This window comes from Mesorhizobium sp. CAU 1741 (assembly GCF_039839275.1).
Classification (GTDB): Bacteria; Pseudomonadota; Alphaproteobacteria; order Rhizobiales; family Rhizobiaceae; genus Aerobium.
On the sequence record NZ_JBDOQP010000002.1, the window covers coordinates 397,340 to 421,614 of the forward strand.

Genomic DNA, 24,275 nt, shown 5'->3' on the forward strand with positions numbered 1-24,275 from the left:
CTTCGTGTTCCTGACGGCGCAAGAACGAAGGACTTTCATGACCCTTGCAGCGCCGGTTTCTCGCCGGTGTCAGGGCACGTTCAGTCGAGTTTGGCGGTGGGCATTTATCTCCCGATCGCGGAAATGTCAGTCAACATGGTCGTCCTTCTGGCCATGGGGGCTGCGGTGGGCTTCCTCTCCGGAATGTTCGGCGTAGGTGGCGGATTTCTGATTACGCCCCTGCTGATCTTTTACAATATTCCGCCAGCTATCGCGGTCGCGACCGGTGCCAACCAGGTCGTCGCGTCGTCGATTTCGGGTGCCCTGTCGCATCTCAAGAAGGGGACGATCGACTTCAAGCTCGGCACCGTCCTGCTTGCGGGAGGCATATTCGGCTCCAGCTTCGGCGTATGGGTGTTCTCGCTTCTGCGCAGCATCGGCCAGCTCGACCTGTTCGTCTCGCTGCTCTACGTCGCATTGCTCGGCAGTGTCGGAGCACTGATGCTCATCGAAAGCGTCAATGCGCTGCGCCGCTCCAAGGGCGGCGTGTCGCCCTCTCTGCGCAAGCCGGGCCAACACAACTGGATTCACCGCCTGCCGCTGAAGATGCGCTTCCGCACCTCGAAGCTGTTCGTCAGCGTCATTCCCGTGCTCGTGCTGGGCGCGGTGATCGGCTTCCTGGCGTCGATCATGGGCGTAGGCGGCGGCTTCATCATGGTGCCGGCGCTGATCTACATGCTCAAGGTGCCGACCAACGTGGTCGTGGGGACATCGCTCTACCAGATCATCGTCACGGCCGCCTACACCACCGTCGTGCATGCCACGACCAACCAGGCAGTAGACGTGGTGCTTGCGTTCCTTCTGATGGTCGGCGGCGTGGCGGGTGCACAGTACGGCGCCAAGGCCGGCCAGAAGCTGCGTGGCGAACAACTGCGCGCGCTGTTGGCGCTGCTGGTTCTGGCGGTTGCGCTGCGGCTGGCGTTCGACCTGTTCGCGCCGCCAGCCTCGGTGTACTCGCTCTCCCCTCTGTCGGGGGTGTGAGCGATGAAGGCGGCGCTTAGCAGGGCAATCGCCACGACGCTCGCGGCGCTGCTGGCGCTCGCACCGGCCGCACTCGCCCAAGCGCCCGAGACGGCGCCGCAGGAGAGCATCCAGATCGGGCTTTCCACCGATCGCGTCGCGATCACCACCGATTTTTCAGGCGCAGACCTGACGATCTTCGGCGCGCTCGACAATGCCGACCCGTTCATCAGCCGGCAGGGACGCTACGACGTGATCGTCGTGCTGGAGGGCCCGCCGCGTCCGCTGGTGGTGCGCAAGAAGACGCGGGTGCTGGGGATGTGGATCAACACCCAGTCGGAAACTTACATCAACGTGCCGTCGTCCTATTCGCTGGCTACCACCCGCGCCTGGCAGGACATCACCTATCCGGACAACTACCGACAAATGGCGCTGGGTTCTGAAAACGTCTCGGTGACGCCGCTTCGCGCCGAGGGAGACCGCACGACGCTGGCGGAATTCACCGCCGCGCTACGCGACCGCAAGCGGGCGACCGGCCTCTACAGCGAACGCATCGGCGGCGTGCATTTCCTGTCGCAGAGCCTTTTCCGCGCAACGCTCCATCTTGCGCCGAACGTGCCTGTCGGCACGCACCGCGCGCGTGCTTTCCTGTTCAAGAACGGCGTTTTCGTGCGCGAGAGCTCGGCTCAGCTCGCCATCCTCAAATCCGGCTTCGAGCAGCGCATCTATCGTGCGGCCCAGGAGCACGGCTTCCTCTATGGGTTGGGGGCGGTTGCGTTGGCCTTCGTCACGGGCTGGCTCGGACGCATGATCTTCAGAAGGGACTGAGCCGGCCTCAGCCGGCGCGAAGGCGCTGGCCCGCCACCGCATAGACACGGCTTGCGCCGAGCATATGGGCGAAGAAGGTTTCCCAGCGAAACAGGCCGCGATAGGCCCTGTCGAGAACGTTGAGCGAGCCGGTAAACGCGCCAAAGGCCGGCATCACCATGCGATCGCCATCGGTCGCGAAGCAGCGGCGTCGAACCGCCCGGCCCCGCTGCACGACCATGGCGCCGGGATGCAGGTGCCCCGCGATCTCACCGGCGTCCGCGCCGGGCATCGGCTCGTGACGGAAGCGCAGCCGTCCGATCGCGATCTCGCCGACGACCGTGCCCGGCAGATCGACCGGCGCATCGGGATCGTGATTGCCGGTGACCCACAGCCAGTCGCGTCCGCTCATCAGTCCAAGAAGGGTCTCGCGATACTGGGCCGGCATGCGCCCCGAGCCGCCGCAATCGTGAAAGCTGTCGCCCAGGCTGATCACCGTTTTCGGCTTGTGGGCGGCGAGCACGGCTTCCAGGCGTTCGAGCGTTGCACCGGTATCGTAGGGCGGCAGCAGCCTGCCGCGCCGCGCGGCCGACGACCCCTTCTCGAGGTGAAGGTCCGAAACCACGAGCAGGTCCAGATCCGGCAGATAAAGCGCGCCGCGCGGATCGCACAACGCCGCTTCGCCGGCGATGTCGAGCGGCCGGGCGGGTCTGGAGACGCCGGTCATGTCAGGCATTGCGTTCATCGTTCCAGGTGGTCCTCTCCCATCGCCTCGCGGATCAGATCATCCTCGACTTCCGATAGAAGCATGTCGTCGGCCTCACCCTTGACGCTTTCCCTGCCGATTTCCAGCATGACGGGAACCGCGAGCGGCGAGATTCGGTCGAGGCCCTTATGCACGATTCGACCCTTGATGCGCGAGAGCAGGTCGGCGAGCCTCCTGACATCCAGCAGGCCGGCCGCGGCATCCGCCCGCGTCGCGCGCAGCAGGATGTGGTCGGGGTCGTGCGTGCGCAGGACGTCATAGATCAAATCGGCTGAGACGGTGACCTGCCTGCCCGTCTTTTCCTGCCCGGGGTGGCGCTTTTCGATCAGCCCCGCGATAACCGCGCAGGCCCGAAACGTCCGCTTCAGCATCCAGCTTTCCGCCATCCAGGCGTCGAGATCGTCGCCCAGCATGTCCTCGTCGAACAGCATGGAGAGTGGCAAGTCGCCGGAGCGATGCATGGCCCCCATGTCGGCATGCGCCCAGACAGCCAGGGAATAGTCGGTGGCCACGAAGCCGAGCGGGCGCGCGCCGGCCCGCTCCAGCCGCCGTGTCAGGAGCATGCCGAGCGTCTGATGCGCCAAACGGCCCTCGAAGGGATAGACGACCATGTAGTAGCGCTTGCCGCGCGGAAACGTTTCAACCAGCATCTCGCCGGCCTTCGGCAGCATCGACTTGTCGTTCTGGAGCGACAGCCAGTCGGCCACCTGCTCCGGCAATGCGCTCCAGCGCGACGGATCAGCCAGCATCGCGCGCACTTCCGCCGCCAGATAGGTGGAGAGCGGAAACTTGCCGCCGGCGTAGGAAGGCACCTTCGCATCCTGGCCTGGCGCGTTCGAGACGTAGCATTCGTTCTCGCGGATGCCTTCGAAGCGCAGCATCTTGCCGGCGAAGAGAAACGTGTCGCCATGCGCGAGCGTCTCGACGAAATACTCCTCGACCTTGCCCAGAGACATGCCGCCGGTCGGGCTGCGCCTGCCGCCGGCGCGAACCATGCGCACATTGAGCATCGGCTCTTCGATGATGGTTCCGACATTGAGCCTGTATTGCTGGGCAAAGCGGGGATGGGAGACGCGCCACAGTCCCTCCTTCGTCTGGCGGATGCGCGCATAGCGCTCGTACGTGCGCAGCGCGTAGCCGCCGGTGGCAACGAAATCGACGATCCGCGCGAAGGTTTCAGTGTCCAGCTCGGCATAGGGCGCGGCGGTGCGCACTTCCTGCAGCAGCGCGTCGGCTTCAAAAGGCTGCGCACAGGCCATGCCCATGACGTGTTGCGCCAGCACGTCGAGCGCGCCTTGCGCCAGAGGCGGCGTATCCTGCGCGCCGAGATAGTTCGCCTCGAGTGCGGCTCGGCATTCCAGCACTTCGAAGCGATTTGCGGGCACCAGGATGGCACGGCTCGGCTCGTCCATGCGGTGGTTCGAGCGCCCGATGCGCTGCGCCAGCCGGCTGGCGCCCTTGGGCGCGCCGATATGGATGACGAGGTCGACATCACCCCAGTCGATGCCGAGGTCGAGCGTCGACGTGGCCACCACGGCGCGCAGTGCGTTGGCTTCCATCGCGTTCTCGACCCTTCGCCGCTGGGCGACGTCGAGGGAGCCGTGGTGGAGCGCGATCGGCAGCGTATCCTCGTTGATCCGCCACAGCTCCTGGAACAGAAATTCGGCCTGACTGCGGGTATTGACGAAGAGAAGCGTCGTGCGGTGTGCCTTGATCGCATCGTAGACCTCGGAGATGGCGTAGCGCGCCGAATGGCCCGCCCACGGCACACGTTCTTCGGAGTCCAGGATGGTGATGACCGGCTTGGCGCCACCCTGGACGGTGATGATGTCCGCCATGCCGCCGGCTGGGTTCGTTGCCGGGTTCTGGGGCACCAGCCAGCGGCGCAGCCCGTCGGGATCGGCGACCGTCGCCGACAGGCCGATCGTCTGGAGCTGCGGCGCCAGCTTGCGCAGCCGCGCGACGCCCAGCGCCAGCAGATGCCCGCGCTTCGAGGTGACCAGCGAATGCAGTTCGTCGAGCACGACATATTTCAGGCCGGCAAAGAACCGGTCGGCATCCTTCGACGCGATCAACAGGGCAAGCTGCTCCGGCGTCGTCAGCAATATGTCCGGCGGCGCAAGCTTCTGGCGCGCACGCTTATGCTGCGGCGTATCGCCAGTGCGCGTCTCGATCGAGATGTCGAGCGTCATCTCGCTGACGGGCCGGCCAAGATTGCGCTCGATGTCGACGGCCAGCGCCTTGAGCGGCGAAATGTAGAGCGTATGCACGCCGGTGTGGGCCTCGCCCGGCTTCCGCTTCGCCCGCTGCGAAAGGTCGGTGAGAGCGGGCAGGAAGCCGGCCAGCGTCTTGCCCGCACCCGTCGGCGCGACCAGCAGCACGGATGCGCCGGCGCGCGTCTTCCCCAACAGGTCGAGCTGATATGGACGCGGCGACCAGCCGCGCGTCTCGAACCAGCGTGTGAATGTCTCGGGCAGGAGGGGCGGAAGCTTCGTCACGAACCACAGGTAGCGCCGGGAGAAGGGATCGCCAAGATGGGAAATGAGCGGCGTTGGTGAGGCGGAAAGGGTCCGGCATGGATCCCCGGGTCAAGCCCGAGGATGACGAATGGAAATAGGAAATAGCCAGTCTTGCCACGTTTACGCTGTACCAGCCCACGCTAACTCGGCGTACTGTACGCAGGCATATCCTTCTCCACCTCGTCATCCTCGGGCTCGACCCGAGGATCCATGCCGGAACCGTGCAACTTCACTGCCGGTGATGACGACGTGGATAGCGTCGTCAGCCATGCGATGCTCAGCCGGGACTCAATCCCCTACCATCGCCCTGTGAACAGCCCACCTCTCCGCCTCGTCGTCCTCGGGCTTGACCCGAGGATCCATGCCTAAACCGCTCACCCACCCCGCGACGGAACAGACATTCGGCGCGCCCCTTTCCGGGATCGCGCAAATGCCTATCTTCAAATGGCCATGCAGCCTCAGCTTCTGCTTCACCCCCGCCCCGAAGGGCTCTATTGCCCCCCGGGCGACTTCTTCATCGACCCGGTACGCCCGGTCGATCGCGCGCTTATCACCCATGGCCATTCCGACCACGCCCGCGCCGGCCACCGCCATGTGCTCGCGACGCGCCAGACGCTCGACATCATGGCGCTGCGCTATGGCGAGGACTTCGCCGAGGCAACGCAGGTCGCGGAATATGGCGAGCGGCTCGCCGTGAATGGCGTCGACGTCTCGTTCCATCCCGCCGGCCACGTACTGGGTTCCGCACAGATCGCCGTCGAGCATGGCGGGATGCGCATCGTCGCTTCCGGCGACTACAAGCGGGCGGCTGACCCCACCTGCGCGGATTTCGAGCCGGTGCGTTGCGACGTCTTCATCACCGAGGCCACCTTCGGGCTTCCGGTCTTCCGCCACCCCAAGGCAAGCGACGAGGTGAGCCGGCTGCTCAAGTCGGTCTCCCAGTTTCCCGAGCGCGCGCATCTCGTCGGAGCCTACGCGCTCGGCAAGGCGCAACGCGTCATAAGGCTCATTCGCGACGCGGGCCATCACGACCCGATCTACATCCATGGCGCCCTCGCCCGGCTGTGCGACTACTACAAGCGCGAGGGCATCGATCTCGGCGCGCTGGAGCCGGCGACCGTGGAAGGCGGCGCCAAGTCCGGGTTCGCCGGTGCGATCGTCGTCGGTCCGCCCTCGGCATTTGCAGATCGCTGGGCGCGCCGCTTTCCCGATCCGGTAACCTCGTTCGCCTCGGGCTGGATGCGCATCCGCCAGCGGGTCAAGCAGCGCGGCGTGGAGCTGCCGCTTATCGTCTCGGACCATTGCGACTGGGACGAGCTGACCGAGACCATCGTGGAAACCGGCGCCGGCGAAGTCTGGGTGACACACGGCCGCGAGGAGGCCGTCGTGCGGTGGTGCGAAATCAACGGCATCCGGGCACGACCGCTGCATCTCGTCGGCTATGAAGACGAGGCGGAGGAATGAAACGCTTCGCCGAACTGCTCGACCGGCTGCTGCTGACGCCGTCACGCAATGCCAAGCTGAAGCTGATGGCGGATCATTTTCGCGAGGTGCCGGATCCCGACCGTGGCCTGGCGCTGGCCGCCATCACCGGGAATCTTTCCTTTGCCTCGGTCAAGCCGGCGCTGCTGCGCGCGCTTGTCGCCGAACGCATGGACGAGGTGCTTTTCGCCTACTCCTACGACTATGTCGGCGACCTTGCCGAGACGATATCGCTGGTGTGGCCGAGCGACGAGGCGACGCCCTCCAACGACGCCGACATCACGCTCTCGTTCGCCGTCGAGCGCCTCGACAATGCCAGCCGGTCCGATGCACCAACGGTGCTGGCGGGGCTGCTGGATCGACTGACGCCGGAGTCGCGCTTTGCGATCATCAAGCTCGTCACCGGCGGATTGCGCGTCGGCGTGTCCGCCCGGCTGGCAAAGCAGGCGCTTGCCAATTACGGCGATGTCGACGTCCACGACATCGAGGAGATCTGGCACGGGCTGGAGCCGCCTTACGAGGAACTGTTCGCCTGGCTCGACGGAAAGGCACCGAAACCCGAGCGCGCAGCCCTGGCGCTTTTCCGCTCGGTGATGCTCTCCACTCCCGTCCAGGACGGCGATCTCGCGAAACTCACCCCTTCCGACTACGCCGCCGAGTGGAAATGGGACGGGATCCGTGTCCAGGCCGTATGTGAAGGAGGGCGCCACCGGATCTATTCGCGAACCGGCGATGAGATTTCCGGCGCGTTTCCCGACCTGCTCGAGGCGATGAACTATTCCGGCGCGCTCGACGGCGAACTGCTCGTTGGCCATCCGCCGGACCATACCGGTTCGTTTTCCGATCTCCAGCAGCGGCTCAACAGGAAGAGCGTGTCGGCCAAGACGATGCGCGAATTCCCTGCTTTCATGCGCTGCTACGACCTCTTGCTGGAGGGTGACGAAGACATCCGCCCCCTTGCATTCGCCGAACGCCGGCGGCGGCTGGAGCGCTTCGTCGCAACGCTCGATCCCGCACGTTTCGACCTCTCCCCGCTGGTGCCGTTTTCGCAATGGGAAGAACTCGACCGCCTGCGCATGGCCCCGCCGCACCCGATCATCGAGGGGGTAATGCTGAAGCGGCTCGATTCGTCTTACGTGGCTGGCCGGCCAAAGGGACCATGGTTCAAGTGGAAGCGCGATCCGCACATCATCGACGCCGTGCTGATGTATGCCCAGCGCGGCCACGGCAAACGGTCGAGCTTCTATTCGGACTACACGTTCGGCGTGTGGACCGGTTCGGAAACCGAGCCGGAACTGGTGCCGGTGGGCAAGGCCTATTTCGGTTTCACCGACGAAGAGCTGCGCCAGATCGACAAGTTCGTGCGTGACAACACGATCGAACGGTTCGGTCCGGTACGCTCGGTGCGGGCCCAGCCCGACCACGGGCTGGTGCTGGAGGTGGCCTTCGAGGGCCTGAACCGATCCACGCGACACAAGTCCGGCGTGGCGATGCGTTTTCCGCGCATTTCCCGTCTGCGATGGGACAAGCCGCCCGCCGAGGCGGATCGTCTGGAGACGCTGACGGCGATGCTTGACGGGTAGGGACTATTCCGTCGTCGAGACCCGGATCGCATAGATGTCGACGACCTTTCCGCCACCCTCGACGTCCGGGTTGATGGCGATCGTGCCGCCCGCACCGGGATCGACTTCCGGCAGGTCGATCTCGAACAGGAACTCCTCCCGCGTGCTTCCGACGGCATAGCGCTTGCGCCCGCAGTCGCCGAGTTCGGCAAGGCTGCAATCGACGGAAATCTGGGTTTCCTGTCCGTCCTCGGTCTGCGCGACGACGTTGAAGACCGCGCGACGACCGGCGATCTGCTCGAGCACGCCCTGCCCGACATCGAACAGCACCGGCGAGCCGGAGGCGCCGGAACTGATACGAATGAACGGTTCACCGTTCTCGTTGGAGAGCTCGGCGCTCGAATCACCTGGCGCCGTGACCGTGCTCGCATCGGTAGGGTCGAATACGTTGATCCAGTCACCCAGATCCTGACCGGGGACAACCATGCGCGGCTGGCCGGTCGGCTCGTCGGGTGCGAAGTCCTCACTGTCCAGGGGCGGTACGGCGGCGGTCTCAGACTGCGGTGCGGACGGCGCAAGCGCCCACCACGCGCCCAGTCCGGCAATCGCCAGCACGGCAACCGTGACAATGATCGCGGTCAAAGATCGGCCGCGGCGCGAGCGTGGTGCATATTCGCCATAGGACGGCGGCTCGATCTCGTCGTCGAGCGCGCCCTGGACAGGCGCCGCGCGCGCTCGGTCCTCACGCGAGACCGATGGCATTTCGATTTCGGCTGCCGTTGGACGCTGCTGCTGTGGCGCCGCGTCTACGGCAGGAACCGCGGGCAGGAACTCCGCCTCTATTTCCGAGATTTTCGCTGACAGCGCCTGGCGTCGCTGTGCCGCAGCCGCCTGCGTGGCATTCGGGCTGGCCTCCAGCGCGCGCTCCAGTGCGGCAAATGCCGATCGGTAGACCTTCTCGCGGAAGTCGCGCCGAGACGGGTCTCCCTTGTCAAAGGCACTGCGTATCGCTTTTTCGAATGCGTCCAAGCCTTGAATCCACCGCACGGATGTCTGTTACACGCCATGGTTAACCTTCCGTACGCCTTCAAGCAATCGGCATGCGGCCATTGCCATGCATGCACGCCTACGCAATGCACAGGTGAGTGCGCTTGCGGGAGAGATCGGTTCTGGTAGGGTTGACGTTTACGAAAACGTCAACAGCAAGGGAGAGAGGCGAACCATGGCGTTGCCCGACATTCTGAAAACAAACCTTCGCATCCCCGTCGTCGCTTCGCCGATGTTCATCATTTCCCACCCGCCATTGGTGCTCGCCCAGTGCAAGGCCGGCATCGTCGGCTCCTTTCCAGCCCTCAACGCCCGTCCCGAGGCGCAGCTCGACGAGTGGCTGGCGCAGATGAGCGAAGAGCTTTCCGTGCATGACGCCGCGCACCCCGATCGCAAATGCGCGCCCTACGCGGTCAACCAGATCGTCCACAAGTCGAACGGCCGGCTCGAGCACGACCTTGCAATGTGCGTGAAGTACAAGGTGCCGATCGTCATCACGTCGCTCGGCGCCGTGCCGGAAGTCAACGACGCCGTCCACTCCTATGGCGGCATCGTGCTGCACGACATCATTCACGACCGTCACGCCCGCAAGGCGATCGAGAAGGGCGCCGACGGCCTGATTGCCGTGGCCGCCGGAGCCGGAGGACATGCCGGCACGCTGTCGCCCTTCGCGCTGGTGCAGGAAATCCGCCAGTGGTTCGACGGGCCACTGCTCCTGTCCGGGGCGATCGCCAATGGCGGCGCCATTCTCGCGGCGCAGGCAATGGGCGCGGACCTGGCCTATATCGGTTCGCCGTTCATCGCCACGAAAGAGGCCCGCGCCACCGATGGCTACAAGGACATGATCGTGGCCTCCAAGGCGGCCGACATCGTCTATTCCAATCTCTTCACCGGCGTGCACGGCAACTATCTGAAAGGCTCGGTCGCCGCCGCCGGAATGGACCCCGACAATCTCGCCCAGTCTGATCCGACCAAGATGGATTTCGGCAGCGACAAGACCAAGGCCTGGAAGGACATCTGGGGCTGTGGCCAGGGTATCGGCGTTGTCGACGAGATCGTCGGAGCCGCGTACCTTGTCGATCGGCTGGCCGGGGAGTATGAGGCGGCGAAAAGGAAGATCGCCGCCTGATGAAGCTTGCCCCTGCGTCGCGCGTTTATTCACCCCGCGACGTCATCGTCTCCGTGGGGCTCATGCTGGTGGCCTGCGCACTGGTCGCGGCCACCACGCTGATCGCCAAAATGCTCGGTCCCGCCGCCGGCGCAAATCCGCTTCATCCCCTGCAGGTGTCTGCCGGACGCTTCCTGTTCGCGTTCCTCGTCCTGCTGCCGTTGCTGGCATGGAAGCGCCCGGACTTCAAAGGCGCCAGATGGGGCAACCACATCTTGCGCGTGCTGTTCGGCTGGGCCGGGGTGTCGTGCCTGTTTGCCGCGTCCTCGGCGATGCGGCTCGCCGACGCCACCGCGATTTCCTTCCTCAACCCGATCGTTGCGATGATGCTGTCGATTCCGCTCCTGGGCGAACGCGTCGGCCCTTGGCGCTGGGGCGCGGCGGCAATCGCCTTCGCGGGAGCCGTCATCCTGTCGGAACCCGGCACCGAGGCGTTCCAGCCGATCGCGCTGGTAGCACTGGCCGCCGCCGTCTTCATGGGTGCCGAAGCGATCCTCATCAAGAAGCTCACCGACAGCGAACCGCCCCTGCGCATTCTGGCCATCAACAATTTCATCGGAGCCGTGCTAGCGCTTTCGGCGGCATCGTTCGTGTGGCGCGCGCCGTTGCCCGGCCAATGGCTGCTTCTCGCCGCCGTGGGCGCCACGATGGTCACGGTGCAGGCTCTGTTCATCCAAGCGATGAAGCGCGGCGATGCCAGCTTCGTGGTGCCGTTCTTCTACACGACACTGATCTATGCCGGCGTCTACGACTATCTCGTCTTCTCAGAACAGCCGACCACTGCAGGCCTGATCGGCGCGCTGCTGATCATCGGCGGTGCCCTGACGATCGCCTGGCGCGAGCGGGTGCAACGTCGCTCGACCCCCATAACGAGAAGAGCCGCCGGCTGAAGACCGGCGGCTCCTGTCCATGGCTGCCAGCGTCAGTTGGCGCCAGTCACCGTGATGCGGTCCTCGAGCTTGGGCTGGTAGGGCGCGTGCTCGGCCAGATATTCGGCCACGACCTCTTCCATTCCCGGCCCGTAATCGTAAGGGTCGACACCGTTGGACGCGAACAGCGCGTAGCCGTCGCCGCCTTGCCGCATGAAGTTGTTGGTGCCGACGCCGTACATCTTCTCCATCTCGATGGCGGTCCACTGGTCGCCATCCATAACCTCGACGTCCTTGACGCGGCCCTGGTCTGGTGCGACCGACATGTCGAGCGTGTAGCGAAGCCCGCCCACCTGCGGGAACTTGCCGGCGCCATTCTCGATGTCGTTGACGGCGGCTTCCAGCGAGGCGACGATATCGGCACCCGACAGTTTCATCGTGGCGAGGGTGTTCTGGAACGGCAGCACCGCCAGCACGTCGCCGACGGTCGCCATGCCCTCGTCGATGGACGCGCGCAGCCCGCCGCCGTTCTGGATTGCGATCGTCACGCCCTGGTCGGCCGCCTTCCACAGGATCGCGTCGGTGACGAGATTGCCCATCTCGCATTCCTTGGCGCGGCAGGTCTCGCGGCTGCCGTCGATCGGGCCCGCTATTTCGGCCACCTCGGTCGACTTCATGGTTTCGATCGGGCCGGCGAGTTCGTCGATGCGGGCCTCGATTTCCGCATCAGGCGTGATTGAGGCATCGAGCAGAAGCGTGTCGCCCGTGGCCTCGGCGACATAGCCTTCCGCGTCGAAGGTAAGCGCCAGATCGCCGAGATATTTGGAATAGGCCTCGGCCTGGACGATCGGCACTGCCTTGCCGGAAGGATTTTCGACCAGCGTCGCATAGGCCGGCGCGCCCTCCACCGTATTGGAGAGCAGCGTGTGGCTGTGTCCGCCGATGATCGCCGAGATGCCGTCCACCTGCGCTGCGATTTCCTGGTCGCGCGGGAATCCCACATGCGACAGAAGCAGCACCTTGTTGACACCCTCGCCGCGGATCCGCGTGACCGCCTCCTTGAGGTATTCGATATCGTCTCCGATGGTGACGTTCGGGCCGGGCGAGGAAATCGTCGCCGTGTCCGGCGTCAGAACCGACAGGATGCCGACCTTCTCGCCGCCGACATCGAGGATCACCCACTCGTCGACCTTGCCGGCGAGTTTTTCGCCGTCGGCCACCTCGATGTTGCCGCAGATGACCGGGAACTCGACGAAATCGACGAAGTCGGCGAGTACGTCCGGGCCGTTGTCGAACTCGTGGTTGCCGAGCGCCATCGCGTCGAAGCCGATCTTGTTCATGAACTCGCCTTCCGCCTTGCCGCGGTAGGTGGTGTAGAACAGCGATCCCTGGAACTGGTCGCCCGCGTCGAGGGTGATGACGTTCTCGCCGGCATCCTCGATCGCCTTGCGGCGTTCCCAGATCTTGGTCGCGACGCGGCCGAAGCCGCCGAAGCATTCACCGGCCGTTTCGTCTTCGGCCGAGCAGGTGGAGCCATATTTGCTGATCGATTCGACGCGCGAGTGCATGTCGTTGATGTGCAGGATGTTGAGCTTGAACGCGCCCTGCGCATGGGCCGAGCGCATCGAGAAATGCGCGAGGGAGCCCGTGCTCGTGACCGCGAGGGTGGCACCGGCAACCTGCAGGAAGCGGCGACGGCTCAACGCAGGCTTCGCCTGCCCACCCGCACGATTGTTTTCATTCGACATGTCACGCCTCCATTTGCGCGTTGTATTGTTTATGTCCCCGGCGATCTCGAAGCTGCCAGCAACCGCAGCCGGCGCAGGCCGGTACGGCGCCATGATGCCCTTGCTCCATGATCGCTTGATGAATGTTCGCCCGCGTTTACCGTCTGGTCAAGAATTACATTTGCCAGCCGGCTAATCGGTTTGTCCGCTGGACCACCGCAAGGGGCATGACGGGCTGCGCCGCCACTGCTAAACGTGACGCAATATCTATCCCTGCAGAAGGCAGACCCGGAATGCTCAAGACCCCCTACCTCCTCTTTCTCGGCGATGCGCCGGATCAATTGGCCGCCAAGGTTGCCCAAGGCATCAAGGACTGGCGGCCGGAGTTCTCGCTCGGCCAGATGAGGCTTGAGGGCTGCAAGGCGGATCTCGGCCTCGCCGAGATGACGATCGCGGAAGCAAAGGCCGCCGGCGCCCGAACGCTCGTGGTCGGTGCCGCCAACCGTGGCGGCGTCATCTCGGATGCCTGGATCGCGACGCTGATCGAGGCCATCGAAGCGGGCATGGACATCGCATCGGGCCTGCACAATCTGCTGCGGGATCGCAAGGAACTGGTCGACGCGGCCGAGAAGGCGGGCGTCGCGCTTTACGACGTGCGCGTTCCGACGGTGCAGTACCCGATCGCCGACGGCAAGCGGCGCACCGGCAAGCGCTGCCTCGCGGTCGGCACCGATTGTTCGGTGGGCAAGATGTACACCGCGCTCGCCATGGAAAAGGAGATGCGCGCGCGCGACCAGAAGGCGACGTTCCGCGCCACCGGGCAGACGGGCATTCTGATCACGGGGTCCGGCGTGCCGCTCGACGCGGTCATCGCCGACTTCATGGCCGGAAGCATCGAATGGCTGACGCCCGACAACGATGCGGATCACTGGGACCTGATCGAGGGGCAGGGCAGCCTTTTCCACCCGTCCTATTCAGGCGTCACGCTGGCGCTCGTACATGGCGGCCAGCCGGACGCGCTGGTGCTGTGCCACGAGCCGACGCGCAGCCACATGCGCGGCCTGCCGCACTACCAGTTGCCGAGCCTCGAACAGCTTCGCGAAGCCGCGCTGACGATGGCGCAGGTGGTCAACCCGGACGTCAAGGTGGTCGGCATATCGATCAACACTGCCGGCATGGGCGTCGACGAGGCGAAATCCTATCTCGCTGACGTCGAGAAGCGCATGGGGCTGCCCGCCGTCGATCCGTTCCGCGACGGCGCAAGCCGCCTCGTGGACGCACTGTCGGCGATTTGAAGTTTCTGTTCAGCCGTTCAGCGTAGCGCCGCTTCCCTCTCGCCGTCACAATCGCGTTCCGAGCCAGATTCGACATCCGGCTCGGAAGCGACATCGTCCAGATTAAAGAGCGGCCTCTACCTGTATCTCGACCTTCATTTTCGGATCGGCGAGGCGCGCCTCAACGCAGGCACGTACAGGTTCGCTGCCGGCGACGATCCATTGGTCGTAGACCGAGTTCATCCGCTCGAAATTGCGGATGTCCGTGATCCAGATCATCACTTTCACAACCTTGTCACGGCCGCTCCCCGCGTCCAGCAGCAGAGCGTCGATCTGGTCGAGCACGTCCTGCGTCTGCGTTTCGATCTCGCCATCGGTATCGCGTGGGGTGACGCCTTTCAGATAGAGCGTGTCGCCATGCGCAACCGCCGCGCTCATGCGCTTGTTACCCGGATAGCGTTGAAGTGCCATACTCATATTCCTCTCATGTTCAGAACGGGCGCACCTTCGGCTCGTCGAGGTAGCGGATCGCGATATTCTCGATCAACCTGACGATCGCGGCGTTGCAATCGGCGGGAATGCCGTCACAGACGGGCACTACGCCGCCGCCGCCGCCATCCGTCAGCCCCAACCCGACGCCGACATAGTGAAGTTGCTCCTCGATATCGGGATCATGGCAGAGCGACGTGTCGCCGCGCACCATCGCCAAGGCAGCCAGAACGCCATAGGCGCCGATGTTGGATGACGTACCGAATACCAGAATATCCGTGGCAACCGTCGAGAAGATTCCGCCGCCGCAGGGGGTCCGCTGCTCCTGATTGTGCCCCGGTATCGCTGCCATCAAGGCATCGCGAACCTTGCCGAACCCGATCTCGTTGCCGCCATCACCGATCGCGATGGTGCGTTTGCCGCGTTCTCGGGCCTGGTTGAAAAGGTAGTCCACGTTGGTGCGGTACGGATCGCGCACCGCCCCGCTGATGCCGTGCAGGTGGCCGTTCGGGTTGCCGCCGAGACGTTCGATGGCGATCAGCATGTCGCTTTGTTCGAGGATTTCGTCCTGCTGCGCCGTATCGCCCTTTCGAAGCGTCAGCACGGATGCATTCGCGCCGAGGAACTTGAGCAAACCGACGATCGGCGGGATGCACTCGGCATCGGAACAGATGGTCACGGTGTGACCGATCTTTTCCAGCTTCTGGGCCAAGACGGCCGCCCCGAACGGCCCGTCATTTTCACCGACCGGCATGTGGTCCGGCAATGCGGCGCCGGTGACGATCGTGATCCTCGCGGGTTCACGATCGAGGGCCTCGGCGGCGGCCAGCACCAGCGGCCTGTCTTCGGCCTCTCTGCACACCGCAGCCAGGGCCGCCTTGAAACCGCGTTCGCGGCCACGCCTTCTCATTTCGACCGATATGACGCGGTCGATCGCATCTGCTGCAATGTGCATGGGGAACTCCCGTCAGAAATCGCGGTTGATGGTCCGCAGGCTGTTGGTGACGATCTCGCGAAGCATGGTGATCATCGCGCCCTGGACTGGCGTTGAGGTGCCGTCCACGTAGGGCACGACCCGCATCAGGAGTCCGTCCATCGCGCCAGCGGCGATGCATCGGTCGAGCATTCGGTATTCGTCGTCGACGCTGTGGATGACGTCTGGATTGCCGAGCAGGCCGGCAAGCGCGGCCGCGATGCCGTAGCCTCCCCAGTTGGAGACGGCGGTCGAGATGAGAATGTCGGTTTCGGTGACGGTGCCGACCTTCGGGCCGTGCGGCTGGATCTTCGTGATCGCGTCACGGATCTTGCCGTAGCCGATCTCGTTGCCGCCATCGCCGACGCCGATCGTCAGGACGCCGCGCTTCTTCGCCTCTTCGACGAGCAAGTGTGCGCATGCCATGTCGTCCGGGTCCCGCGCCGTGCCTAGCAGGCTGTGGAAATTGCCGGAGATTCCAGGCCCGCCCTTCTCGACGAAGACGATGGCACGCGGCGAGAACTCCGCGAAGATCGCATCGACGAAGGTGGCGCCCGCTTCAAGTCCCAGCGGCATCTCGCGGGCAACTGTCACGCCGCCGCGCTTTGGGAAATCCGCTTCGTCGGCGATGGCGAGACCAATGCCCTCGACCGAGCCGATCACCGGCCCCATGTTTCGGGTCTCGGAGATCATCACCGGCTTGGCGCCGATGCCGATGTCGAGCGCGCGGGCAACTGCCGCGGCGCCCATCGGCCCGTCGGTTTCGCCTTTGGGCAGCCAAGGCGCGGTTCCGGCGCCGGTCACCACGAGAACATGGTCGCCCTTCGAGAGCGCCTTGATCAGTGCCTCGGCCGCGAGGAACGTCAGCGGCTGATCGTTCTGGGCTTCGCGGGCGGCGGCGTACATCTGGTGGGTGACCCCGCGTGGCAGGCCGCTGCCCGGCCTCATCTCGATGTTGATCAGCCGGTCGATATATTCGCAGGTGGTAGCGTCCATGATGTCCCTTCTTCCCTAGTCTGTAAGAATTCTCGAATTGGTCATGCGCCAGCTTGCATAGGCGCGGTCGCCCTTCGCCAACGACCAGCCGGTCACCGGTGCGAAGGCACGCAGTTCCTGGCCATCGTCGGATTTGAAGATCACGATCAGCCGATGGCCCTGGAACAGGATGTCGACGATGTGGCCGGGTAGTCCGGTCTCTTCGCCTCCGACGATGAGGTCCTCGGGCCGGACGGCGATGGTGACGTTCTGTCCCGCCGACAATGAGGATTCCGCCGCTCCCGCCTGCACGCGCCTGCCTGCTACGTCCACGGTCGCGACGCCGTCGCCGACGCTTTCCAGGCGCCCATCGATGAGGTTCGTGGTGCCGAGGAATGTCGAGACAAAGCGTGAGACTGGATTGGCATAGACTTCGCTTGGGGAACCGATCTGAAGAATCTTGCCGTCGCGCATCACGGCGATACGGTCGGACAGCGTCATCGCCTCTTCCTGGTCGTGAGTAACGAAGATCGTCGTCACACCGACATTCTGCTGCAGCAGCCGCAGTTCTACCTGCATCTCCTCGCGCAGGTTCTTGTCGAGCGCAGACAGGGGCTCGTCGAGAAGCAGGATCGCCGGTTCGATCACCAGCGCACGTGCCAGCGCGACCCGCTGCTGCATGCCGCCGGAAAGCTGTCGCGGATAGCGATCGCGGGCATGCTGCAATCCGACCCGATCGAGAACGGATTTGACCCGTTCCGCGATCTCGGGCTTGCGCACGCGTGCCACCTTGAGGCCGTAAGCCACGTTCTCCGCAGCCGTCATGTGCGGAAACAGGGCGTAGTTCTGGAACACGACGCCGAACCGCCGGTCATATGGCGGACGGTGCGAGATGTCGGTGCCGTCGCAGACGATGCGCCCCTCGTCCGGGGCCAGGAAGCCGGCGACCATGCGAAGCAGGGTCGTCTTCCCGCAACCCGACGGACCGAGCAGGCCCAGGAACTCGCCCGCGGCGACGTTGACCGAAACGTCGTCGACGGCAATGTTCCTGCCATAGCTGAGCGATACCCGATCGATATCGAGGCTGGATGCTGCCCGCGCCATCAGAATCTCCGCTTGAAGCCGGAAATCAGCCCGTTGCGGACGATATGCTGAAGCATGGTGACGACCGCGTACTGGACCTCTTCATCCATGCCGTCGACCGCCATGATATGCCGCCCGGTAGAGCCATCCGCCGCGCCGAACGCGACGTTTGCTTCCAGGATGCGACGTTCCGCCTTTGCCGTGTGGGCCAGTTCCGGTTTCTGCATCAGTGCCGCCATCGCAGCGATGATGCCGTAGCCGCCCCAGTTCGACGTGTTGGCCGCCACCAGAACGTCGGTCTCGACGCGGGTTGCGAGCGTCTCGCCCGACGGCTTGTGCTTGTGGATGGCGGGAACGATCTTGCCGTAGCCGATCTCGTTGCCATTGTCGCCGATGCCGAGCGTCGCGACGCCGCGGCGCGTGCCTTCCTCGAAGAGCGGTTCCGCGCGGCAATGGGTGTCGCCGACCGGCTTGCCCGAGGCGGAATGGGCGACGCCGTTGGCGGCCGGCCCGATCTTTTCGATCGAGATCATCAGGCATGGGTCGAACCGGTCGAGATAGCCGCTGCAGGTCGCCTCGGCGGCATCGCCCGGAACAAGCGGGAGCACCGCCGTGCTATAGGGGATTTCCGCGATCGCGCTGATGTCGCGCAGGCCGAGGCCGGCGGCAAGTGCGGTGGCCTCGACGTTGGCGACGAAGGGCTCGTCGGTCAGAAGAATCGGAACCGCGCCGGTTGCCGCGTGGATGGCCAGCGCGAGAGCGACCGCCCCCGGAGGGCCATCGGTCTCGCCCGCAGGCAGGAAGCGGGGATTGCCCGCGCCGGTGACGACGAAGAAGTACCGGCCTTCCTTGGCGTTGGCCATGATGTGCCGTGCGGCGAGCAGCGACAGCGGCAGCCCGCCCTGAGCCTCGACCGCGGCCTCGTGCAGCTTGGCGATGACCCCGCGCGAATAGTCGGAGATCCGCATCTCCACAGTCGTCAGCCGATCGATCTGGCGACAGATGTTTTCAAGGTTTGGGTGTTCCTGATACGCGGTCATGCGCGGCTGTCCTTTCCCTGCATGGTGCTGGCGGCGAAGGTTTCGAGCCCGATGAGGCGCTCGATGACGATCATCACGACCAGCATGAAGACGATGAGCATTGCCGACACCGCAGCGAGCGTGGTGTTGAGTCCGGCTTCGGCTGCCTGGTTGTAGAGAAGGGCCGGCAGCGGCATGGAACCGGGCGACGAGAGAAAGAGCGAGATCGTGACGTTGTCGAACGACATCACGAAGGCCATGACGGCACCCGCCACCATTCCCGGGCGCACCATCGGGATCGTTATATCGACGAGCGCGCGCCAGGGCCGTGCCCCGAGGCTGAGCGCGCAATCGACGAGATTGCGGTCGAGCCGTGCCGCGGACGCCTGGATGGTACGGATCGCGTAAGGGGCGCAGACGACACCGTGTGCGAGCACCAGCGGCATCATTCCACGCACCACGCCGATCTGGCTGAAATACTGCAGCAGCCCCAGGGCCAAGGCGAGTTCAGGCAGGATGATCGGTGACAGGAAGAATGCCTGCAGCAGTGCCTTGCCACGAAATTCAGCCGCCGCCATCGTCAGTCCGACGATCAGCGCGATGGCCACCGACAGGATCGTCGACAGGATCGCCACCTGGAAGCTGAACTTGAAACCCTGCCAATACTGGTTGAGCGTCACGATGTCGGTGAACCAGCGCGTCGTGAAACCGGTCGGCGGAAAGACGAGGAACGGCGTCGGCGAGACGCTGGCGGCGAGCACGACGAAGACGGGTGCCAGGATGAAGGCGCAGATCAGCGCGATCAGCGCGCCGAAGAAAAGGCGCTCGGGAGAATAGCGGCTCATCACCCCGCTCCCCGTATGAGGTGCTTGCGCAACAGCCGTTCGAACACGGTCGTGATGAGAAGCACCGCTACCAGAAGCATCGTGGCGATCGCGGAGCCGAGAGCCCAGTTGAAGGTGGTCTGGAACTGCTGGAGTGCAAGGATCGGCAGTGTCATGACCATCTGGCCACCCAGCAGAACCGGGGTGATGAACGAGCCGACGGACAAGATGAAGACGAGGATCATGCCCGAGACGATGCCGGGGAGAGCCAGGGGCAGGATGATCTCGAGATTGACGCGAAGCGGTCGGGCGCCGAGCGTCGAGGCGGCATCCTCAAGCGACCTGTCGATCGACTGCAGCGTGCTCATGATCGACAGCACCATGAAGGGAAGCAGCACGTGGGTCATGCCGATCACGATGCCGGTCTCGTTGAAGATCAGGCGTATCGGTCTTTCGATGACGCCGAAATACATCAGCGTCGAGTTGACCAGGCCGCGGTTGGAAAGCAGCACGATCCAGCCGTAGGAGCGCACAACGACGCTGATGAGGATCGGCGCAATGGTGATGAAGATCACCAGGCTGCGGACCCAACCCTTGGCACGCCATATGAACAGCGCCAGCGGGAAGCCGATTGCCAGCGCGCAGAGAGAAACGATGATGCCGATCCGGACCGTCACTCCCAGCGTTTCAAGAAAGAGCGGATTGGCGAATATTTCGGCGTAATTTCCGAAAGAGAAGCCGTCTCCGAAGACCCGCCCCCTTTCGGGGACGGAGAAGCTCATGCGCCCGAGAACGAAGAGCGGGAATGCGACCAGCGCAATGAAGTATGCCGTTGGCAGACCCAGAATGAGATAGCGGGTCCACGCCCGCTCACCGGGACGCATCGTCAGCCTCCGACCAGCGGCCGCACCTCTGCGTTCCAGCGGGTCAACCAGTCGCCCTGGTTGGCGTTGACGAATTCCCAGTCCCACAGATGGCTGCGCGTGATTTCGTCGAACGACAGGATCTTGCCCTTCAGTTCCGGCGGAAGGACCGCCTTGCTGCTGCATGGCGCGTAGCCATCGCTGGCCGCGTAAGGCACCGCGAGTTCGGGATCGTAGATCATGCCGATCATCTTCTCGACCAGATCGACGTTTTCCGTGCCCTTCACCGCGTGGTAGGCCTGCGGGTAGAGGAAGGCGCCTTCCTCGGGGAACCGGAACTGGAGCGGAATGCCGAGTTGCGCAACGCGATGGGCGGTGTAGCTGTACCAGGTGGCAACCGATGCCAGGCCCTGCTGGAACTTGGACTGCGCGTCGGACGACAGGCCGTAGAAGCCTGCGAGGCTGGGAGCGAGTTCCTTCACCTTCTCGAACGCGGCGTCGATATTGTGCTGGTCGCCGGTCCACGCATGGGCGAATGCCGCCAGGTGGATCTGCCAGTGACTGATGCCGCCGATCATGATCTGGCCGGCATATTCCTCATCCCACAGAGCCTTGAACGAGGCGGGCGGCTGCGACACCATGCTGGTGTCGTACACGAGGCCCCAGGCGCCGAGATTCACGTATGGCGCGTAGCCATCAGGGTCATGCAGAAACTCCGGCACGTCCTCGATATGGTCGATATTGTTGTAGTTGACCTTCTCCAGGACACCTTCGGCCTTGCCGATCAGCCATGCCCCCTGGAAGGTGACGACACAGTCCATGGTGGGGTTGGCACGCTCGGCCAGGACCTGGTTCAGCAGCTCCGAGCCACCGCCGAAAACGGGCACGACTTCAACATTATGTGCACGCTCGAAATGCTGAAGGATTGCCGAATAGAAGTTCTCATAAGCGACGCCGCCATTCGTTCCAATCACAAATCGACGAGGATTTGCCCGAACGACATTCGGCATCGCTATAGATGAAGATGTTGCTGCCAAACCAGCGAGAACTGTTCGGCGACTGACGCGCACTCGTCCCATTTTAATCTCCATTATATTTGTGAGGTGCACTATTTATTGCACCTTCCCCTTGTTTATTGACTTGAGGCTATAGCGGAAATCCGGGTTGTTCAACGATAATAAATCTATCATAGTGATGCAGAAATTAGATCGCTGGCGTACACGGGGAGCCGCGATGCAACTGCATGGGCAGCCGTTTCGATACTTCCTGGCGGTGGCGCAAGACCGGTCCATCCGTGGCGCCGCCGATCGGCTGCGCATCTCACAGTCTGCTGTCAGCAGGCAGATCCAGAACCTCGAGCTTTCGTTGGGATACCCGCTCTTCGACAGAGGCGCCCGGGGCATCGCCCTGACCCCGGCTGGCCGCGTCCTGCTGCGCTACATCAACGAGACGGCACTGCTGTCGAAGGATCTGCAGCAGGAACTCGACCAGCTTGCCGGTCTGCAGAGCGGTCATGTTTCCGTGGCCGTGGTGGAGGGCTTTACGACGAGCAAGTTCCCGCAGCTTCTTGCCGCCTATCGTGAAAACAATCCGGCCGTCACGCTCGAGGTGATCATCGACGGGTCGCAGTCGATCCAGGATGGCCTGGAGAATGAGCGATACGACCTCGGCGTCCTGTTCAATCCGCACTCTGACCGGCTCAACATCCACATCGCATCACGGCATTCGCTGTGCGCGCTGATGGCACCGGACCATCCCCTTTCGCGCCACAGAACACTCACCGTCGAACAGATACTGAGTTATCCGCTGGTGGTGCCGGCCGTGCATGGTGGCAGCAGGGAGCTCTACAACGCGCTCCTGCGCAGTGTGCGCGCGCCCATCAAGCCGGCGCTGGAAACCAACTCCGCCCACATCGCGGCAGCGTTCCTCACCAGTTCCCAGGGAGTGGGCATTCTCTCGCCGCACTCGGCGCGCCGCTATATCGACGATGGCACGCTGATCTATGTGACGATGCAGGAATCGACGCTCGACGGAACGCTTGCCGTCGCCAGCAAGCGGGGCCGCAAGCTCTCGGCCGCCTCCTCGGTCCTCTGCACGGTCATGTGCCGGACCATCGCCGACCTGTGAGCGAGTTGCAGCTTTTGCAGCGTCATGCCTCCGGAACAGCGAACACGCAAGGTTTGCCGCAACGGCCAGCTAGAGTTGCGACTCGATCGGCAGCCAGGAGATGACGGCCGCGACGAGGCGGCGGCCGGCACGTGCCTCGGGCTCGCGGTCGTGGATGACGACGTTGCCATCGACCTCCTCCGCCCAACGCAGACGTCCGTCCTCGGCGACGAAGACGCGATAGCTCATCTGCGGGCTGGCTTCGTCCTCGAAGAGTTCGCGCAGCGTCGCAACGATGTCGCGCTCGACGAACAGCACACCCATTTCGGTGTTGAGCGAGGCGGAGCGGGGATCGAAATTGAAGGAGCCGACGAAGGCGGTGTGGTCGTCCACCGTGAACGCCTTGGTGTGCAGGCTCGCGCCGCGCGAGCCGAACAGGGATATCTGATGGCGCCGCAGGAACGGCTGCAGCTCATGCAGGCGCACGCCGCCCGCAAGCAGCGCCTTGCGGTAGGGCGCGTAGCCGCCATGAACCGCGGCCACGTCGGTCGCGGCAAGCGAATTCGTCAGAACCGCGACATCCACGCCTGAGGCGGAAAGCCTGGTGAGCAGGTCGACCCCGTCGGTTCCAGGCACGAAATAGGGCGAGGTCAGCCACAAGGAGTCTTCAGCGCTCGCCATGGCGGGACGGAGACTTGACATGATCCAGTTTTCCGGCTGGCGGTTGAGCGCCTTTTCCGGCGGATCGGCCACGATCCTGACCTGGCTGGTCCAATGCACCGGCAGAAGGCTGTCGAACATCACCATCAGCGAGATGCGCTCCATAGCCTTTGCCATGTAGGGCCGGGCGCGCTCGCCATCCGCGGTGGCGGCAAGCACCGCGCGCAGGGCGTCGAGGTCCAGCTTGCGGCGTCGGGCGATGGACCGGATCGGCATCGTCACCTCGCTGTTCCAGAAGTCGTCGAAGACGTCTTCCACCTCGCGAACGATCGGCCCCACCATGACCATGTCGCTGTCGCGGAAGTTCGAGGTTTCGGCTGCGTCGAAATATTCGTCGCCGATGTTTCTCCCGCCGACGATCGCCAGCCGCCCATCGGCGATCCATGCCTTGTTGTGCATGCGCCGTGTGACGCTGAAGGCGCGCAGCACCATCTCCACGCCGCGCCGCAGGCCGCCCGAACGCGCCCGGCTGGGGTTGAACAGGCGCACCGATATGTTGGGATGCGTGTCGAGCGTCAGATAGACGCGATCCTTGCCACGGGTATTGATGTCGTCGACCAGCAGGCGCACGCGCACGCCGCGATCGGCGGCGCGCAGCACCTCGTGGATGAGAAGCCGTCCGGTCAGGTCGTCCTTCCAGTAGTAATACATCAGGTCGAGGCTGCGGCCGGCGGCCCGCGCGGCCAGCGCGCGGATGGCGAACGCGTCGAGATTGGCCGAGACGAGGGTCAGGCCGCTCCGCCCTTCCCGTTCCTCCACGCGCTTGCCGATCCCGGTATCGAGGATGGTGAAGGCGGGATCGATGTCGAAGGCCGCTGTCTCTTCGCCACGCGCACGCCTGGCGAAATGTCCATAGGACAGCACGGCAAGGAGAGAGGCAGCGGCAAAGAGAAGCGCGGCAACGGCAATCATCAGGAGAATATGCATCGCCGGGACATTAGCAGAAGGCACGGCGCGACATCATCCATCCAAAGCGCGATATCGACGATACGCACTCAGATTT

The 24,275-nt window shown here is 64.2% G+C and carries 21 protein-coding genes; 8 read left to right on the forward strand and 13 right to left on the reverse strand.

What is annotated here, in order from left to right; all coding sequences use genetic code 11:
- Positions 1 to 96 precede the first annotated feature (96 nt).
- Both AAFN84_RS08815 and AAFN84_RS08820 read left to right on the forward strand, forming a co-directional pair.
- A complete protein-coding gene (locus AAFN84_RS08815) occupies positions 97 to 1,020 on the forward strand; it encodes a sulfite exporter TauE/SafE family protein (RefSeq protein ID WP_347514189.1) in 924 nt (307 codons plus the stop codon).
- Positions 1,021 to 1,023: 3 nt separating this feature from the next.
- On the forward strand, positions 1,024 to 1,827 hold the full coding sequence (locus tag AAFN84_RS08820) for a TIGR02186 family protein (RefSeq protein ID WP_347514190.1): 804 nt from the start codon (positions 1,024 to 1,026) through the stop codon (positions 1,825 to 1,827).
- Positions 1,828 to 1,834: 7 nt separating this feature from the next.
- Here AAFN84_RS08820 and pdeM read toward each other — a convergent pair whose 3' ends face one another.
- Positions 1,835 to 2,542, reverse strand: a complete 708-nt coding sequence (gene pdeM, locus AAFN84_RS08825) for a ligase-associated DNA damage response endonuclease PdeM (RefSeq protein WP_347514191.1) — start codon at positions 2,540 to 2,542, stop codon at positions 1,835 to 1,837.
- A gap of 5 nt (positions 2,543 to 2,547) precedes the next feature.
- Positions 2,548 to 5,070, reverse strand: a complete 2,523-nt coding sequence (locus AAFN84_RS08830; protein WP_347514192.1) for a ligase-associated DNA damage response DEXH box helicase — start codon at positions 5,068 to 5,070, stop codon at positions 2,548 to 2,550.
- Between the two features lie 471 nt (positions 5,071 to 5,541).
- Between AAFN84_RS08830 and AAFN84_RS08835 the strand changes: the two genes are divergently transcribed.
- On the forward strand, positions 5,542 to 6,555 hold the full coding sequence (locus AAFN84_RS08835) for a ligase-associated DNA damage response exonuclease (protein ID WP_347515085.1): 1,014 nt from the start codon (positions 5,542 to 5,544) through the stop codon (positions 6,553 to 6,555).
- Positions 6,552 to 8,156 carry a cisplatin damage response ATP-dependent DNA ligase gene (locus AAFN84_RS08840; protein WP_347514193.1) on the forward strand — a complete coding sequence of 535 codons (1,605 nt, stop codon included), beginning with the start codon at positions 6,552 to 6,554 and terminating at the stop codon, positions 8,154 to 8,156. Before AAFN84_RS08835 ends, AAFN84_RS08840 begins: the two co-directional genes overlap by 4 nt.
- A 3-nt stretch (positions 8,157 to 8,159) precedes the next feature.
- Here AAFN84_RS08840 and AAFN84_RS08845 read toward each other — a convergent pair whose 3' ends face one another.
- Positions 8,160 to 9,164 (reverse strand): hypothetical protein, encoded by a 1,005-nt coding sequence (locus AAFN84_RS08845; protein WP_347514194.1) that lies wholly within the window; start codon positions 9,162 to 9,164, stop codon positions 8,160 to 8,162.
- A 193-nt stretch (positions 9,165 to 9,357) separates the two neighbouring features.
- On the opposite strand from AAFN84_RS08845, the gene AAFN84_RS08850 reads away from it, so the two are divergent.
- Both AAFN84_RS08850 and AAFN84_RS08855 read left to right on the forward strand, forming a co-directional pair.
- A complete protein-coding gene (locus AAFN84_RS08850; protein WP_347514195.1) occupies positions 9,358 to 10,311 on the forward strand; it encodes a nitronate monooxygenase family protein in 954 nt (317 codons plus the stop codon).
- Positions 10,311 to 11,240: a DMT family transporter gene (locus AAFN84_RS08855; protein ID WP_347514196.1), complete on the forward strand. Its 930-nt coding sequence runs from the start codon at positions 10,311 to 10,313 to the stop codon at positions 11,238 to 11,240. Before AAFN84_RS08850 ends, AAFN84_RS08855 begins: the two co-directional genes overlap by 1 nt.
- A 32-nt stretch (positions 11,241 to 11,272) precedes the next feature.
- Here AAFN84_RS08855 and AAFN84_RS08860 read toward each other — a convergent pair whose 3' ends face one another.
- A complete protein-coding gene (locus AAFN84_RS08860; RefSeq protein WP_347514197.1) occupies positions 11,273 to 12,967 on the reverse strand; it encodes a bifunctional metallophosphatase/5'-nucleotidase in 1,695 nt (564 codons plus the stop codon).
- A gap of 272 nt (positions 12,968 to 13,239) precedes the next feature.
- Between AAFN84_RS08860 and dgcN the strand changes: the two genes are divergently transcribed.
- On the forward strand, positions 13,240 to 14,241 hold the full coding sequence (gene dgcN / locus AAFN84_RS08865) for an N-acetyltransferase DgcN (RefSeq protein ID WP_347514198.1): 1,002 nt from the start codon (positions 13,240 to 13,242) through the stop codon (positions 14,239 to 14,241).
- A 102-nt stretch (positions 14,242 to 14,343) separates the two neighbouring features.
- On the opposite strand, the gene AAFN84_RS08870 is transcribed toward dgcN, so the two are convergent.
- The 8 genes from AAFN84_RS08870 to AAFN84_RS08905 are packed head-to-tail and all read right to left on the reverse strand — an operon-like array spanning position 14,344 to position 21,537.
- Positions 14,344 to 14,691: a RidA family protein gene (locus AAFN84_RS08870; protein ID WP_347514199.1), complete on the reverse strand. Its 348-nt coding sequence runs from the start codon at positions 14,689 to 14,691 to the stop codon at positions 14,344 to 14,346.
- 19 nt (positions 14,692 to 14,710) lie between these two features.
- Positions 14,711 to 15,664 carry a glutamate cyclase domain-containing protein gene (locus AAFN84_RS08875; RefSeq protein WP_347514200.1) on the reverse strand — a complete coding sequence of 318 codons (954 nt, stop codon included), beginning with the start codon at positions 15,662 to 15,664 and terminating at the stop codon, positions 14,711 to 14,713.
- 12 nt (positions 15,665 to 15,676) lie between these two features.
- Positions 15,677 to 16,678 carry a glutamate cyclase domain-containing protein gene (locus AAFN84_RS08880; protein WP_347514201.1) on the reverse strand — a complete coding sequence of 334 codons (1,002 nt, stop codon included), beginning with the start codon at positions 16,676 to 16,678 and terminating at the stop codon, positions 15,677 to 15,679.
- A gap of 15 nt (positions 16,679 to 16,693) precedes the next feature.
- On the reverse strand, positions 16,694 to 17,761 hold the full coding sequence (locus tag AAFN84_RS08885) for an ABC transporter ATP-binding protein (RefSeq protein WP_347514202.1): 1,068 nt from the start codon (positions 17,759 to 17,761) through the stop codon (positions 16,694 to 16,696).
- Positions 17,761 to 18,780: a glutamate cyclase domain-containing protein gene (locus AAFN84_RS08890; RefSeq protein ID WP_347514203.1), complete on the reverse strand. Its 1,020-nt coding sequence runs from the start codon at positions 18,778 to 18,780 to the stop codon at positions 17,761 to 17,763. Before AAFN84_RS08890 ends, AAFN84_RS08885 begins: the two co-directional genes overlap by 1 nt.
- The gene (locus AAFN84_RS08895; protein WP_347514204.1) at positions 18,777 to 19,604 is read right to left on the reverse strand and encodes an ABC transporter permease; all 828 of its coding nucleotides are present in this window, start codon (positions 19,602 to 19,604) and stop codon (positions 18,777 to 18,779) included. The genes AAFN84_RS08890 and AAFN84_RS08895 overlap by 4 nt, the downstream gene beginning before the upstream one ends.
- A complete protein-coding gene (locus AAFN84_RS08900) occupies positions 19,604 to 20,467 on the reverse strand; it encodes an ABC transporter permease (protein WP_347514205.1) in 864 nt (287 codons plus the stop codon). The genes AAFN84_RS08895 and AAFN84_RS08900 overlap by 1 nt, the downstream gene beginning before the upstream one ends.
- Before the next feature lie 2 nt (positions 20,468 to 20,469).
- The gene (locus AAFN84_RS08905) at positions 20,470 to 21,537 is read right to left on the reverse strand and encodes an extracellular solute-binding protein (protein WP_347514206.1); all 1,068 of its coding nucleotides are present in this window, start codon (positions 21,535 to 21,537) and stop codon (positions 20,470 to 20,472) included.
- A 142-nt stretch (positions 21,538 to 21,679) separates the two neighbouring features.
- On the opposite strand from AAFN84_RS08905, the gene AAFN84_RS08910 reads away from it, so the two are divergent.
- Positions 21,680 to 22,573 carry a LysR family transcriptional regulator gene (locus AAFN84_RS08910; protein WP_347514207.1) on the forward strand — a complete coding sequence of 298 codons (894 nt, stop codon included), beginning with the start codon at positions 21,680 to 21,682 and terminating at the stop codon, positions 22,571 to 22,573.
- A gap of 69 nt (positions 22,574 to 22,642) precedes the next feature.
- On the opposite strand, the gene AAFN84_RS08915 is transcribed toward AAFN84_RS08910, so the two are convergent.
- Entirely contained in the window at positions 22,643 to 24,199 is a 1,557-nt protein-coding gene (locus AAFN84_RS08915) for a phospholipase D family protein (protein ID WP_347515086.1), read from the reverse strand.
- Positions 24,200 to 24,275: the final 76 nt, after the last annotated feature.

Coding starts and splice junctions, on each gene's coding strand:
- AAFN84_RS08880 (WP_347514201.1), bottom strand. CDS start 16,678: ATGGACGCTACCACCTGCGAATATATCGACCGGCTGATCAACATCGAG.
- AAFN84_RS08875 (WP_347514200.1), bottom strand. CDS start 15,664: ATGCACATTGCAGCAGATGCGATCGACCGCGTCATATCGGTCGAAATG.
- AAFN84_RS08850 (WP_347514195.1), top strand. CDS start 9,358: ATGGCGTTGCCCGACATTCTGAAAACAAACCTTCGCATCCCCGTCGTC.
- AAFN84_RS08910 (WP_347514207.1), top strand. CDS start 21,680: ATGCAACTGCATGGGCAGCCGTTTCGATACTTCCTGGCGGTGGCGCAA.
- AAFN84_RS08900 (WP_347514205.1), bottom strand. CDS start 20,467: ATGCGTCCCGGTGAGCGGGCGTGGACCCGCTATCTCATTCTGGGTCTG.
- AAFN84_RS08840 (WP_347514193.1), top strand. CDS start 6,552: ATGAAACGCTTCGCCGAACTGCTCGACCGGCTGCTGCTGACGCCGTCA.
- AAFN84_RS08860 (WP_347514197.1), bottom strand. CDS start 12,967: ATGTCGAATGAAAACAATCGTGCGGGTGGGCAGGCGAAGCCTGCGTTG.
- AAFN84_RS08835 (WP_347515085.1), top strand. CDS start 5,542: ATGCAGCCTCAGCTTCTGCTTCACCCCCGCCCCGAAGGGCTCTATTGC.
- AAFN84_RS08905 (WP_347514206.1), bottom strand. CDS start 21,537: ATGGAGATTAAAATGGGACGAGTGCGCGTCAGTCGCCGAACAGTTCTC.
- AAFN84_RS08890 (WP_347514203.1), bottom strand. CDS start 18,780: ATGACCGCGTATCAGGAACACCCAAACCTTGAAAACATCTGTCGCCAG.
- AAFN84_RS08855 (WP_347514196.1), top strand. CDS start 10,311: ATGAAGCTTGCCCCTGCGTCGCGCGTTTATTCACCCCGCGACGTCATC.
- AAFN84_RS08915 (WP_347515086.1), bottom strand. CDS start 24,199: ATGCATATTCTCCTGATGATTGCCGTTGCCGCGCTTCTCTTTGCCGCT.
- dgcN (WP_347514198.1), top strand. CDS start 13,240: ATGCTCAAGACCCCCTACCTCCTCTTTCTCGGCGATGCGCCGGATCAA.
- pdeM (WP_347514191.1), bottom strand. CDS start 2,542: ATGCCTGACATGACCGGCGTCTCCAGACCCGCCCGGCCGCTCGACATC.
- AAFN84_RS08820 (WP_347514190.1), top strand. CDS start 1,024: ATGAAGGCGGCGCTTAGCAGGGCAATCGCCACGACGCTCGCGGCGCTG.
- AAFN84_RS08870 (WP_347514199.1), bottom strand. CDS start 14,691: ATGGCACTTCAACGCTATCCGGGTAACAAGCGCATGAGCGCGGCGGTT.
- AAFN84_RS08895 (WP_347514204.1), bottom strand. CDS start 19,604: ATGAGCCGCTATTCTCCCGAGCGCCTTTTCTTCGGCGCGCTGATCGCG.
- AAFN84_RS08885 (WP_347514202.1), bottom strand. CDS start 17,761: ATGGCGCGGGCAGCATCCAGCCTCGATATCGATCGGGTATCGCTCAGC.